The organism is Leifsonia sp. KNZ13-11D (assembly GCF_056754895.1).
Genome location: NZ_JBPGWU010000001.1, coordinates 2,090,296 through 2,102,851, shown reverse-complemented (window position 1 = coordinate 2,102,851; position 12,556 = coordinate 2,090,296). Strand labels below are relative to the sequence as shown.

The following is a 12,556-nucleotide window of genomic DNA, read 5'->3' as shown; positions in this document are numbered from 1 at the left end:
CCCGTGCTCATTCTCCAGGTCGTCCTGCAGGTGCTGCTGGGCATCACCAGCCTGCTGCTGACGCTGCTCATCCTCCTGCACAAGGGTCGCGGTGGCGGACTGTCCGACATGTTCGGCGGCGGCGTCACGTCCAACCTCGGTGCGTCCGGTGTCGCCGAGCGCAACCTCAACCGGATCACCGTCATCCTCGGGCTCATCTGGATCACCTGCATCGTCGTGCTGGGCCTGATCACCAAGTTCAGCGCGTAAGCGCGTCACTGTAGAAGGAGAACAGCATGGCTTCCGGAGGCAGTGCAATCCGCGGCTCGCGCGTCGGCGCGGGTCCCATGGGCGAGCAGGACCGTGGCTTCCACGCGGACCGCATCGCCGTGTCCTACTGGGACGCGCTCGGCAACGAGACCGTCCGCTACTTCGCGGCGAATCTGCCCGAGGAGGAGATCCCCGACGTCATCGACTCGCCGTCGACGGGTCTGCCGGCCGGGCGCGACAAGGAGAACCCGCCGTCGGTGGCGAAGACCGAGCCGTACAAGACGCACCTCGCGTACGTGAAGGAGCGCCGCAGCGAGGAGGAGGCCGAGCAGCTGCTCGAAGACGCCCTCAACCAGTTGCGCGCCCGCCGGGGTCGCCCCACCAGCAACTGACGTTCACGCCCGAAGGCCGCTCACCGCGAGGTGGGCGGCCTTCGTCGTTGCGCCCGCCGTGTGCGCGATTTGTGCCGAATCGTGGTTATTGCGCGCCCATGACCACGATTCGGCACAAATCGTCGACCCGGCGGGCGGCTACACTGCGAGTCAAGCAGGAGGTGGGGGATGCGCGGAGCACGGGACGACCGGGCGGACGCGCCGCGCGCCCTGGGTGACGAGGTGAGCCGGCTGAGCCTGCTGGCGCTGCTGGAGGAGTCCGTCACCGCCGCCGAGAAGGCCGACCTGCTCTTGGCCCGCTGCGACGACATCGACGTGACGACCGCAGCGGACGCGCGGCTCGCGCTGCGGCTCCGCGTCTCCTTCGCGGACCTTCAGCGCTGGGTCGACGATCTCGACCTCGACGGGCGGGAGGCCGAGCTGCGCGACGAGGCGGGGCGGCTCTGCGCCTTCTACCTGCACCTGCTGACGCACGCGTTCGACCGCCGGATCGCCGCCGCCGGGCACGACCGCCGGGCGATCCGCAGCCGCGGCCCGCTGACGGGCGCGCCGTGCGCCCGGCTGGCGCTGCTGCGCGACCGCCTCCGCTCCCTCGACGCCGGCTGACCCGCACCGGATACGCGACTGCGGTCGCCCGTCACGACTGCTGCGCGGCGCGCAGGCGCAGACGTGACGAACGACCGCAGTCGGACCGCACGGGATCGGATGGTCAGTAGCTGGGTGCGATGAGGGTCTCGGGCACGTCGACCGCCGCTTCCTTGTCCACGAAGAACACGGTGCGCTTGCGGCCCTTGGCGCCCGCGACCGGCACCTCGGTGTAGCTGGCGCCGGCGAGGGCGAGACCGAGGGCGCTCGCCTTGTCGCTGCCGGCCAGCACCAGCCAGATGCGGTCGGAGGAGTTGATCACCGGGCGCGTGAGGCTGAGCCGCTGCGGCGGGGGCTTCGGGGAGTCGCGCTCGGCGATCACCGACAGCTTGTCCTCGCGGATGCCCGGCCGGTCCGGGAAGAGCGACGCGATGTGCCCATCCGGGCCCACGCCGAGGAAGGTGATGTCGAACTTCGGCACCGGCCAGCCCTCGGTCCCGAACGCCTCCAGCTCGGCCGCGTACACGCGTGCGGCCTCGTCGATGTCCGGGATCTCGTCCGAGGACGGGAAGGGGTGGACGTTCTCCGGCGGCACCGCGATGTGGTCCAGCAGGGCCTCGCGGGCTTGGCGCTCGTTCCGGTCGGGGCTGTCCCGCGGCACGAACCGCTCGTCGCCCCACCAGAAGTGCACCTTCGACCAGTCGATGGTGTCTCGGGCGGGGGAGGCGTTGACCGCCTCCAGCACCGCGATGCCCATCGTGCCGCCGGTGAGCGCGATGTTCGCGCGACCGAGGTCGTCGAGGATGTCGATCGTCTTGGTGAGGAAACGCGCGGCCACTGACGCCGTCAGGGCCTCCTTGTCCGGGTGGACGAGCACCCGCCGTTCGTTCGTCATGCCCTGGCGCCTGCTCCTTCGTCGGAGGTCTCCAGCAGTGCGAGACCCTTCGTGATCACCTCGCCGTAGAGGTCGTCCGGGTCCAGCCTACGCAGTTCCTCCGCCAGGCAGTCACGCAGATTGCGGCGTGGCAGGGAGAGGTCGTGCGTGGGCTGGCCCGGCTGCGACAGGCGGGCGACGTTCGGGATCTCGCGCTCCAGCTCGATGACACCGGTGGAGCGCGCCATCTTGACGCCGTGGATGCCGCCGGAGCCGATCGCACGCGACGCGAGGTCGTACTGCACCGGCACCTGCAGCTGCAGGCGCAGCCAGGCGGCGAGAAGGAGGGTGGACGGGGAGTCGGCGGCACCGGCCACCTCGACGCCTGTGATGGGCTCGTACGGCGGCTGGTCGAGCACTGCGGCGAGCTGAGCACGCCACAACGTGAGGCGCGTCCAGGCGAAGTCCGTGTCGCCCGGCGCGTAGGTGTCACCGAGGTGGAACAGGAACTCCTGCGGGTTCAGCTGCGCCGACGCGTCCGTGATCCGCCGGGTGGCGATGCGGCCGAGCGGCGAAGTGGAGGCCTTCTCGGGCGCGATGCCGGGCCACCAGACCACGACAGGTGCGTCAGGGAGCAGCAGTCCGGTGACGAGCCCCTCCTCGTCGCTCGCGGTCTCGCCGTAGGCGCGCAGCACGATGACCTCGCTGGCGCCGGCGTCACCGCCGACGCGGATCTGCGCGTCGAGGCGCGCGTCGCTCGCCTTGTGGTCGCGCTGCTCCTCGGTCGAGACCACGATGACGCGCATCGGGTGCTCGCGGGAGGCGTCGTTGGCGGCCTCGATGGCCTCCTCCTCCTGCCCGAGGTGGGTGGCGATGATCAGGGTCAGCACCCGGCCGAGGGCGACGGCGCCGCCCTCTTCGCGGATCTTGACCAGCGCCTTCGAGATGTTGCTGACGGTCGTCGCGGGAAGATCGACGATCATGGACGCCTCCAAACGCGGCCGTCGCGGGCGAGAAGCTCGTCGGCCGACTTCGGGCCCCAGGTTCCGGGGCGGTACTGCTCGGGCTGGCCCTGCGCGGCCCAGAAGTCCTCGATCGGGTCGAGGATCTTCCAAGACAGCTCGACCTCCTCGTGCCGGGGGAACAGCGGCGGGTCGCCGAGGAGCACATCCAGGATGAGCCGCTCGTACGCCTCGGGGCTGGCCTCGGTGAAGGCGTGGCCGTAGCCGAAGTCCATGCTGACGTCGCGCACCTGCATGCCGGCGCCGGGGACCTTCGAGCCGAAGCGGATGGTCACACCCTCGTCCGGCTGCACGCGGATGACGAGCGCGTTCTGTCCGAGCGCACTGGTCTGCGACTCCGCGAAGAGCTGCTGCGGCGCCCGCTTGAACACCACCGCGATCTCGGTGACGCGGCGGCCCAGGCGCTTGCCGGCCCGCAGGTAGAACGGCACGCCCGCCCAGCGGCGGGTACCGATCTCCAGCTTGATGGCCGCGTAGGTCTCCGTGGTGGAGTGCGGGTTCATCCCGTCCTCCTCGAGGAAGCCGACGACTTTCTCGCCGCCCTGCCAGCCGCTGCTGTACTGGCCGCGGGCCGTCGAGGTCGCCAGGTCCTTCGGCAGACGCACGGCGGCGAGCACCTTCTCCTTTTCGGCGCGGAGGTCCGCGGCGTTGAACGAGATGGGCTCCTCCATCGCGGTGAGCGCGAGAAGCTGCAGCAGGTGGTTCTGGATGACGTCGCGCGCAGCACCGATGCCGTCGTAGTACCCGGCCCGGCCGCCCACGCCGATGTCCTCGGCCATCGTGATCTGCACGTGGTCGACGTAGTTGGCGTTCCAGATCGGCTCGTACAGCTCGTTCGCGAAGCGCAGCGCCAGGATGTTCTGGACCGTCTCCTTGCCGAGGTAGTGGTCGATGCGGAAGACCGAGTCCGGCGGGAACACCGTCTCCACGACCGCGTTCAGCTCGCGTGCGGACTGCAGGTCGTGCCCGAACGGCTTCTCGATCACGACGCGCCGCCAGCCGTTTCCGGACTGGTCGGCGAGCCCCGAGCGCTTCAGCTGCTCGGTGACGATCGGGAACGCCTTGGGCGGGATGGACAGGTAGAACGCGTGGTTGCCCATGGTGCCGCGTTCCTTGTCCAGGTCCTCGACGGTGCGCTTGAGGCGCTGGAACGCCTGGTCGTCGTCGAACTCTCCCGGGACGAACCGGATGCCCTGGGCGAGCTGCTGCCACACATCGTCGTCGAACGGCGTGCGTGCGTACTGCTTGACCGCGTCATGGACGACCTTCTCGAAGTCCTGGTCCTCCCAGTCGCGCCGGGCGAAGCCGACGAGGGAGAACCCGGGCGGCAGCAGGCCGCGGTTCGCGAGGTCGTACACCGCGGGCATCAGCTTCTTGCGGGACAGGTCGCCCGTCACGCCGAAGATGATGAGGCTGCTAGGCCCCGCGATGCGATTGAGGCGGCGGTCGGAGGGCAACCGCAGCGGGTTGAACTCCGGGGTGATCTCCACCGGTGACAAGTGTTGGTCTCCTTTATCGATGGCTCAGTTGACGGCCTCGAACAGCGAGACGACATCCGCCTCGGGGTTCGTGAGCGTCAGAGTCAGCACCGGGCGCCCGTGCTCGCCGAGGACGCTCGCGTCGCCGGCGGCCTGAGCCTGGATGAGCTGCCCGAAGGTGAAGGGACGGCCCGGGATCTCGAGGTCCTCGGTCGGGGTCGCCGTGATCTGCAGGAACACGCCGACCGCCGGTCCGCCCTTGTGGAACTGACCCGTGGAGTGCAGGAAGCGCGGGCCCCAGCCGAAGGTGACCGGCCGTCCCGCTTTGGCTGCCAGCAGGTCTCGGAGACCCGCGAGCTGAGGGAATGCGAGACGGTCGACGTAGGCCTGCACCGCGACGTAGCCGTCCGGGCCGAGCTGCGCGAGCAGCGCGTCCACGGCGCCGTCGAGGGTGCTGGCGTCGCCGAGGAACGACCCGGTGGTGCGCACCTCGATGCCGCCGGCGGTGAAGGCGGGGGAGACGGGCTCCGGCCGGTTGTCGAGCAGCGAGCGGGCGGCCACCTTGGCGGCCTCCACGTCCGGCTGGTCGAACGGGTTGATGCCGAGGAGGCGTCCGGCGACCGCGACCGCGTACTCCCAGACCAGGAGCTGCGCGCCCAGGCTGCCCGAGACGAGGATCTCGCCCTGGTGGCGGTCGGCCGGGAACAGGTGGTGCGCTTCCGCGTTCGCGACGAGACGGACGACCTGCAGGTCGGCCGGCTTGAACTCCAGCTCGGGGGCGAGCTTGTCGAGGACGACCGGCAGCAGGCCGGTGCCTTCCTTGCCGGTGGACTCGGCGATCAGCTGCTCCGCCCAGTCGGCGAACCCGACGATGTGGGTGCCGTCCGCGACGATGCCCAGCTTGTCCTTGAGCGGGTTGGTGCCCGCGATCGCGGCCCCCAGGACGAGGCCCGGGTTCTGCTCGTTGTCGACGGCGAGCTCGATGGACGTGGCGTCGGCCTCGTCGAGCAGCTCCTGGATGTCCACGCCGGCGAGACCGGACGGCACCAGGCCGAACGCGGTCAGCGCCGAGTAGCGGCCGCCGACGTTCGGGTCCGCGTTGAAGACGCGGTAGCCGGCCTCGCGGGCGGACTGGTCGAGGGGCGAGCCGGGGTCGGTGACGACCACGATGCGCTCACGCGGGTCGATGCCCGCATCCCGGAACCACTTCTCGTAGACGCGCTTCTGGCTGTCCGTCTCGAGCGTGGAGCCGGACTTCGACGAGATGACGACCGCGGTCGCCTCCAGCCGGTCGCGCAGTGCGGAGAGCACCTGGCCCGGGTCGGTCGAGTCGAGCACGGTGAGCTCGGCCTCGGCCGTCCGGGTGATGACCTCCGGCGCGAGGGAGGAGCCGCCCATGCCGCCGAGGACGATGTGGTTCACGCCCTTGGCGTGGAGCTCGTCGCGCAGCGCGACGATCTCCGGGACCAGTGGGCGCGAGACGGCGACCGCCTCGGTCCAGCCGAGGCGCTTGCTCGCCTCGGCCTCGGCGGCCGGGCCCCAGAGGGCCGGGTCCTGGGCCGTGATGCCCGACGCCACCTTGTCGGCGACGAGCTGCGGCACCACGGCGCGGACGGCCTCGGCCGCCGCACCGGTGACGTGGATGCGGAACGTCACTTGGCGGCCCCCTCGAGAGCGTTCTTCACGGTCTCGACGAGCTCGCCCCACGAGACGACGAACTTCTCGACGCCCTCGCGCTCGAGGGTCTCGGTGACGTCGTCGTAGCTGATGCCGAGCGCGGCCAGCTTGTTGAGCACGTCGTTCGACTCGGCGTAGGTGCCGGTGACGGTGTCACCGGTGATGTTGCCGTGGTCGAAGGTCGCGTCGAGCGTCTTCTCCGGCATCGTGTTGACCACGTTCGGGGCGACGAGCGCCTCGACGTACAGCGTGTCGGGGAGGCTCGGGTCCTTGACGCCGGTGGACGCCCACAGCGGACGCTGCTCGTTGGCGCCGGCCTCGACGAGGAGCTTCGCGCGCTCGGTCGCGAACGCCTGCTCGTACACCTCGTACGCGAGGCGCGCGTTGGCGATGCCGGCCTTGCTCTTGAGGCCCTCGGCCTCGTCGGTGCCGATCGCGCTGAGGCGCTTGTCCACCTCGGTGTCGACGCGCGAGACGAAGAACGAGGCGACCGAGTGGATGCCGGACAGGTCGATGCCCGCCTCCTTGGCCTTCTCGAGGCCGGTGAGGTAGGCGTTGATGACCTCGCGGTAGCGCTCGAGGCTGAAGATCAGGGTCACGTTGACGCTGATGCCCGCGGCGATGGTCTCTGTGATGGCCTCGAGGCCCTCGACCGTTGCCGGGATCTTGATCATCACGTTCGGCTTCTGGATCTTGCCCGAAGAGCTTCTTCGCGGCCTCGATCGTGGCCTTCGCGTCGTGCGCGAGACCCGGCTCGACCTCGATGGAGACGCGGCCGTCGACGCCGTTCGAGCGCTCGAACACCTCGTGGAAGATGTCGCTCGCGTTGGCGACGTCGTCGGTGGTGATCTCGAAGATCGCCTCGTCGACGGAGGCGCCGGAAGCCGCCAGCTGACGGACCTGCTCGTCGTAGGCCTCGCCCTTGGAGAGCGCGGCGGCGAAGATCGTCGGGTTGGTGGTCACGCCGACCACGTTCTTCTCGGCGATCAGCTTCTGCAGGCCGCCGCTGTTGATGCGCTCGCGCGACAGGTCGTCCAGCCAGATGCTGACGCCCGCAGCGGACAGGGCCGCCGTGGGGGACTGGGTGGTGGAGGTGGTGTCGGTCATCTTCTTCTTCTCTTCTCTTCTGCCCGCGCTCAGAGCGACGCGAGCGATTCCTTCGCGGCGGACACGGCGTGCTCGGTGGTCATACCGAACTCGCGGAACAGCGTCTTGTAGTCGGCCGAGGCACCGAAGTGCTCGATCGAGACGCTGCGTCCGTGGTCGCCGACGATCTTGTCCCAGGCGAGGGCCAGGCCGGCCTCGATGGAGACGCGGGCCTTGATCGCGGCGGGGAGCACCTTCTCCTGGTACTCGGCGGGCTGCTCGGCGAACCACTCCAGGCTGGGGGCCGAGACGACGCGGGCGTTGATGCCCTCGCCGCGGAGCACCTCGCGCGCCTCGAGGCCGATCTGCACCTCGGAGCCGGTCGCGATGAAGATCACGTCCGGCGTGCCGCCCGGCGCTTCCGCGAGGATGTACGCGCCCTTGGCGACGTTCTCGGCCGAGGCCAGGGTGTCGCCCTCGGCGTCGCCGTCGCCGCGCTCGAACACCGGGATGTTCTGGCGGGTCAGCGCGATGCCGGCGGGGCCGTTGCGGCGCTCCAGGATGGTCTTCCAGGCCCAGGCGACTTCGTTGGCGTCGCCGGGGCGGACCACAGTGAAGTTGGGGATGGCGCGCAGCGTCGACAGCTGCTCGATCGGCTGGTGGGTGGGGCCGTCCTCGCCCAGCGCCACGGAGTCGTGCGTCCAGACGAAGATCGACGGGATGTTCATGAGCGCAGACAGGCGGAGGGACGGGCGCTGGTAGTCGCTGAAGATCAGGAACGTGCCGCCGAACGGACGGGTCGGGCCGTGCAGCACGATGCCGTTCAGGATGGCCGCCATGGCGTGCTCGCGGATGCCGAAGTGCAGCACGCGCCCGTACGGGTTGCCGGTCCACTCGTGGGTCGAGCGCTCGCTCGGCACGAAGGATGCCGCGCTCTCGATGGTCGTGTTGTTCGACTCCGCGAGGTCCGCCGAGCCGCCCCACAGCTCCGGCATGACCGGCGCGATGGCGTTGAGCACCTTGCCGCTTGCTGCGCGGGTCGAGACGTCCTTGCCCGGCTCGAAAACGGGGAGCGCGCTCTCCAGCTCGTCCGGGGCGGCGCCGCTCAGCAGGCGGTCGAGCAGCTGCTTGCGCTCGGGGTTCGCCTCGGCCCAGGCGTCGAAGCCCTTCTGCCACTCGGCGCGCTCCTCGGCGCCGCGCTCGATGGCCTTGCGGGTGTGCTCGATGACCTCGTCGGCCACCTCGAAGGTCTGCTCGGGGTCGAAGCCGAGCACCTCCTTGACGGCGCGCAGCTCGTCGGCACCCAGGGCGGAGCCGTGGATCTTGCCGGTGTTCTGCTTCTTCGGGGCCGGCCAGCCGATGATGGTCTTGAGGATGATGAGCGACGGCTTGTCGGTGACGGCCTTCGCGTTCTCGATCGCCTGGTACAGCTCCTCGACGTCCTCCTGGTAGACGCCGGTCTTCTTCCAGTCGACCACCTGGACGTCCCAGTGGTACGCCTCGTAGCGCGCCTTGACGTCCTCGGTGAAGGCGATGTCGGTGTCGTCCTCGATCGAGATCTGGTTGCTGTCGTAGATCGCGATCAGGTTGCCGAGCTCCTGGTGGCCGGCGAGCGACGAGGCCTCGGAGCTGACGCCCTCCTCGAGGTCGCCGTCGGACGCGATCACGTAGATGTGGTGGTCGAACGGGCTGGTGCCGGGGGCGGCTTCGGGATCGAACAGGCCGCGCTCGAAGCGCTGGGCATAAGCGAAACCGACGGCGGAGGAGATGCCCTGACCGAGAGGTCCGGTGGTGATCTCCACGCCGTCGGTGTGTCCGTACTCGGGGTGGCCCGGGGTGAGGGAGCCCCAGGTGCGCAGCTTCTTGAGGTCGTCGAGCTCGAGGCCGTACCCGCCCAGATAGAGCTGGATGTACTGCGTCAGCGAGGAGTGGCCCGCCGAGAGGATGAAGCGGTCGCGACCGAGCCAGTGCTGGTCGCGCGGGTCGCGGCGCATCACCTTCTGGAAGAGCAGGTAGGCGGCGGGGGCGAGGCTCATGGCGGTGCCGGGATGCCCGTTGCCCACCTTCTCCACCGCGTCGGCCGCGAGGACGCGAGCCGTGTCTACTGCCTTGTTGTCAATGGGATCCCACTGCAGTGCTGCCACGTGAAAACTGACCCTTCGTAGATGTGGTGAGGGTCGTCGTGGAACCCGCACCGGTTGAGGTAGTGCGCGCCGTGGACGTCATCGGCGCCGGGCTGCCCGTATCCGTCACGGTCCTACAAAAAGGGCCTGTGGAAAAGGGGTCCGGCTGGCGAGCATCTCCAAGTATAGGTAACACGCACGAAACGTGGGGTGTTCCCCCAGCCGGTTGTGCCAGAGGCGTACAGGGGATGGCCCGGGGTGCGCGACCTCTACGTGCCGTAGACTTGCCGAGGGCCGTCGCGCCCATCCGCCGACACATCACGAGGAGCAATGGACGTCGCTGTAGAGAGCCGTGTCGAACCGGGCCGCATCGGCGTCGCTCGCAAGGCGAAGGCGTACTTCGCGCTCACCAAGCCGCGCGTCGTCGAACTGCTGCTGGTGACGACCGTCCCCACGATGATCCTCGCCGCGAACGGCATCCCGAACCTGTGGCTCGTGCTGGCGACGGTGGTCGGCGGCTACATGAGCGCGGGCTCCGCCGGCGCGTTCAACTGCTACATCGACCGCGACATCGACCGGGTGATGCGCCGGACGAAGAACCGCCCGCTGGTGACCGGCGAGCTCTCCGACCGCGAGGCCCTCGTGTTCGCGTGGGCGCTGGGAATCGCCTCGGTGCTGGTGCTCGGCTTCTTCACCAACTGGCTCGCCGCAGGGCTCTCGGTCGCGGCCATCCTGCTGTACGTCGTCTTCTACACGCTCATCCTGAAGCGCCGCACCCCGCAGAACATCGTGTGGGGCGGCGTCGCGGGCTGCATGCCGGTGCTGATCGGCTGGGCAGCGGTGACCGGTTCGCTCGACTGGGCCCCGTTCATCCTGTTCGGCATCATCTTCCTCTGGACGCCGCCGCACTACTGGCCGCTGTCGATGAAGTACCGCTCCGACTACCAGGAGGCAGGGGTGCCGATGCTAGCGGTGGTCCGCGGACGCGCCGTGGTCGGCCTGCAGGTGATCCTGTACGCGTGGGCGATGGTCGCGTGCTCGCTGCTGCTCATCCCGGTCGCCCACATGGGGCTGCTCTACACGGCCATCGCGCTGGTGACCGGCGGCTGGTTCCTGTACGAGTCGCACCGCCTCTACAACCTGGCCATCCGGCACGAGACGGTGTCGCCGATGCGGGTGTTCCACGGCTCGATCGCGTACCTGACGCTGATCTTCCTCGCGGTCGCGATCGACCCGCTGCTCCCGTTCTGAGGATTCGTCAGCGGATTCACGTGCCATTCGGGGCCGCCCGGCTCTAGCATGTGCGCATGAGGGCACCGCTGCTTGCGACGCGTCTGCGCACGTCGCGCCTCGTGCTCGACGGTCCGACCGAGGACGACATCCCGGATGTCCTGGCCGCGTGCCTCGACGCCGAGACGCAACGGTGGGTGCCGCTGCCGTCGCCGTACACCCGCGAGAGTGCGGAGTTCTTCGTCCGCAGCTACTGCCCGCACGGGCTCGCTAGCCGCCGCTACACGGTCTGGGCGGTGCACGAGCGCTCCGGCGGCCGGATGCTGGGGGCGCTGGAGGTGCGGCGCGATGAGCGCTCCGGGTCGGCCTCCCTCGGCTGCTGGTCCGGCCCGTGGGCGCGCGGCCGTGGTTTCATGCGCGAGGCGCTGAGCGCCGTGGCGCGGCACGCGCTGGATGCGGACGGCCTCGGCTTCGAGAGCCTCAACTGGGAGTACGTGCCCGGCAACGACGCCAGCCGGCGGCTGGCGGACGCTGTGGGCTTCGACTTCGCCGGCGGGATGCGCACCCTCGTCAGCCTGCACGGCGAGCCGCGCGAGGCGCGGGTGGGGACGCTACGCCGCGACGACGTCCGCGGCTGAGCCCTCGCGGGCGTCCAGCGCGGTTACGGGCGCCTTCAGCGACAGGATCACCGCGGTCATCGCGGAGGCCAGCAGCGCCGCCAGGGTCATGTGCACGCCGACCAGGATGCCGGGCAGGCCGGTGTTCGCCTGGATGAGTCCCACGGCGATCTGGAGCACCTCCACGGCCAGCAGGTATTGCGTGAAGCGGTGCACCGGGGTCGTGCGGTAGCGCCAGGAGCCGACCACCAGCACCAGGGTGAGCGCGAACGTGACGTAGGCCGGGATCGCATGGACATGCTGCAGGATCTCGGGGTTGAGGCCGTTCCGCGGGGCGTGCGCGTCGCCCGCGTGCGGCCCGCTGCCGGTGGTGAGGATGCCGACCACGATGGTGACGGCGACGACCGCGCTGGTGATGTGCGCGACGCTGGCGAACCAGCCGGGAACCGCGCGGACGCGCGGACCGGGAACGGAGTAGACACGGAAGACGAACGCCGTGCAGGTCGCGACGAGCGCGATCGAGACGACGAAGTGAAGGCCGACAACGTACGGGTTCAGCCCGCTGAGCACGCTCAGGCCGCCGATGACCGCCTGGGCGGGGATGGCGAGCCCGGCGACGAGGGTCAGGCAGAACAGGTCCGGGCGCTGCTTGCGCATCCGGAGGATGGCGACGAAGGCGACGATCGCCAGGACGGCGAGCAGTGCGCTGAGGACGCGGTTGCCGAATTCGATCACGCCGTGGATGCCCATCTCGGGCGTGTTGACCAGTGAGTCGCTGGTGCACTTCGGCCAGGTGGGGCAGCCGAGGCCGCTGGCCGTGAGCCGCACCAGCCCGCCGGTTCCCACCAGGACGACCTGTCCCACCAGGTAGACCCACGCGATCACCTTCAGCCGCGTGTCCACACGATCGGGCAGCCAGGCGATGATGCGCTTCATGGTTCGGGGGCTTCCTCGGGTCTCGGACGGCGGTGCGGATGCGGATACTCGGGCAATGCGCAGGCGCGCCTCTACTAATACCGTGCCGCACCTGTAGAATTGGTGGGTTCGAGGAACGCGTCATCCGGCGCGTGCGCGCGGCCGGTTTCTCCGGTCGTGGCCGGGGCATCGTGGCCCGCCTCCCCGAACAGTCTAGGTACGCACGTGGTACGCAGTCACCGCCACCCGCACAATCAGGACGCTCAGGAGCGACCGGCGTGAGCCGTGCGCTCGGAGGGGAATGAGCC

At 69.7% G+C, this 12,556-nt stretch carries 11 protein-coding genes and 1 pseudogene; 5 read left to right on the top strand and 7 right to left on the bottom strand.

Going from position 1 to position 12,556, the window contains the following annotated elements:
- The first annotated feature begins 3 nt into the window (after positions 1 to 3).
- From secG to ACR9Y5_RS10530, 3 genes are all read left to right on the top strand, one after another.
- The gene (secG, locus tag ACR9Y5_RS10540; protein WP_018191139.1) at positions 4 to 249 is read left to right on the top strand and encodes a preprotein translocase subunit SecG; all 246 of its coding nucleotides are present in this window, start codon (positions 4 to 6) and stop codon (positions 247 to 249) included.
- A gap of 26 nt (positions 250 to 275) precedes the next feature.
- Positions 276 to 641, top strand: coding sequence for an RNA polymerase-binding protein RbpA (locus ACR9Y5_RS10535; RefSeq protein ID WP_310129478.1), 366 nt, complete (start codon positions 276 to 278; stop codon positions 639 to 641).
- Between the two features lie 168 nt (positions 642 to 809).
- On the top strand, positions 810 to 1,247 hold the full coding sequence (locus tag ACR9Y5_RS10530) for a hypothetical protein (protein WP_481297912.1): 438 nt from the start codon (positions 810 to 812) through the stop codon (positions 1,245 to 1,247).
- 103 nt (positions 1,248 to 1,350) lie between these two features.
- On the opposite strand, the gene pgl is transcribed toward ACR9Y5_RS10530, so the two are convergent.
- The 6 genes and pseudogenes from pgl to tkt all read right to left on the bottom strand — a co-directional run bounded on the left by pgl (position 1,351) and on the right by tkt (position 9,507).
- Positions 1,351 to 2,121, bottom strand: a complete 771-nt coding sequence (pgl, locus tag ACR9Y5_RS10525; RefSeq protein WP_481297911.1) for a 6-phosphogluconolactonase — start codon at positions 2,119 to 2,121, stop codon at positions 1,351 to 1,353.
- Positions 2,118 to 3,083: a glucose-6-phosphate dehydrogenase assembly protein OpcA gene (locus ACR9Y5_RS10520; RefSeq protein ID WP_481297910.1), complete on the bottom strand. Its 966-nt coding sequence runs from the start codon at positions 3,081 to 3,083 to the stop codon at positions 2,118 to 2,120. Before ACR9Y5_RS10520 ends, pgl begins: the two co-directional genes overlap by 4 nt.
- On the bottom strand, positions 3,080 to 4,621 hold the full coding sequence (zwf, locus tag ACR9Y5_RS10515) for a glucose-6-phosphate dehydrogenase (protein WP_481297909.1): 1,542 nt from the start codon (positions 4,619 to 4,621) through the stop codon (positions 3,080 to 3,082). Before zwf ends, ACR9Y5_RS10520 begins: the two co-directional genes overlap by 4 nt.
- A gap of 24 nt (positions 4,622 to 4,645) precedes the next feature.
- Positions 4,646 to 6,256, bottom strand: coding sequence for a glucose-6-phosphate isomerase (locus tag ACR9Y5_RS10510; protein ID WP_481297908.1), 1,611 nt, complete (start codon positions 6,254 to 6,256; stop codon positions 4,646 to 4,648).
- A pseudogene (gene tal, locus ACR9Y5_RS10505) lies at positions 6,253 to 7,384 on the bottom strand (transaldolase). The gene ACR9Y5_RS10510 and the pseudogene tal overlap by 4 nt, the downstream one beginning before the upstream one ends.
- Positions 7,385 to 7,413: 29 nt before the next feature.
- Positions 7,414 to 9,507, bottom strand: a complete 2,094-nt coding sequence (tkt, locus tag ACR9Y5_RS10500; RefSeq protein WP_481297907.1) for a transketolase — start codon at positions 9,505 to 9,507, stop codon at positions 7,414 to 7,416.
- Positions 9,508 to 9,816: 309 nt separating this feature from the next.
- On the opposite strand from tkt, the gene ACR9Y5_RS10495 reads away from it, so the two are divergent.
- The gene (locus ACR9Y5_RS10495; protein ID WP_481297906.1) at positions 9,817 to 10,737 is read left to right on the top strand and encodes a heme o synthase; all 921 of its coding nucleotides are present in this window, start codon (positions 9,817 to 9,819) and stop codon (positions 10,735 to 10,737) included.
- A gap of 56 nt (positions 10,738 to 10,793) precedes the next feature.
- Positions 10,794 to 11,354 (top strand): GNAT family N-acetyltransferase, encoded by a 561-nt coding sequence (locus ACR9Y5_RS10490; RefSeq protein ID WP_481297905.1) that lies wholly within the window; start codon positions 10,794 to 10,796, stop codon positions 11,352 to 11,354.
- Here the strand turns inward: ACR9Y5_RS10490 and ACR9Y5_RS10485 are convergent.
- Positions 11,328 to 12,269 carry a COX15/CtaA family protein gene (locus tag ACR9Y5_RS10485; protein ID WP_481297904.1) on the bottom strand — a complete coding sequence of 314 codons (942 nt, stop codon included), beginning with the start codon at positions 12,267 to 12,269 and terminating at the stop codon, positions 11,328 to 11,330. The genes ACR9Y5_RS10490 and ACR9Y5_RS10485 overlap by 27 nt on opposite strands.
- Positions 12,270 to 12,556: the final 287 nt, after the last annotated feature.

Coding starts and splice junctions, on each gene's coding strand:
- ACR9Y5_RS10535 (WP_310129478.1), top strand. CDS start 276: ATGGCTTCCGGAGGCAGTGCAATCCGCGGCTCGCGCGTCGGCGCGGGT.
- ACR9Y5_RS10530 (WP_481297912.1), top strand. CDS start 810: ATGCGCGGAGCACGGGACGACCGGGCGGACGCGCCGCGCGCCCTGGGT.
- pgl (WP_481297911.1), bottom strand. CDS start 2,121: ATGACGAACGAACGGCGGGTGCTCGTCCACCCGGACAAGGAGGCCCTG.
- ACR9Y5_RS10520 (WP_481297910.1), bottom strand. CDS start 3,083: ATGATCGTCGATCTTCCCGCGACGACCGTCAGCAACATCTCGAAGGCG.
- ACR9Y5_RS10495 (WP_481297906.1), top strand. CDS start 9,817: ATGGACGTCGCTGTAGAGAGCCGTGTCGAACCGGGCCGCATCGGCGTC.
- ACR9Y5_RS10490 (WP_481297905.1), top strand. CDS start 10,794: ATGAGGGCACCGCTGCTTGCGACGCGTCTGCGCACGTCGCGCCTCGTG.
- ACR9Y5_RS10485 (WP_481297904.1), bottom strand. CDS start 12,269: ATGAAGCGCATCATCGCCTGGCTGCCCGATCGTGTGGACACGCGGCTG.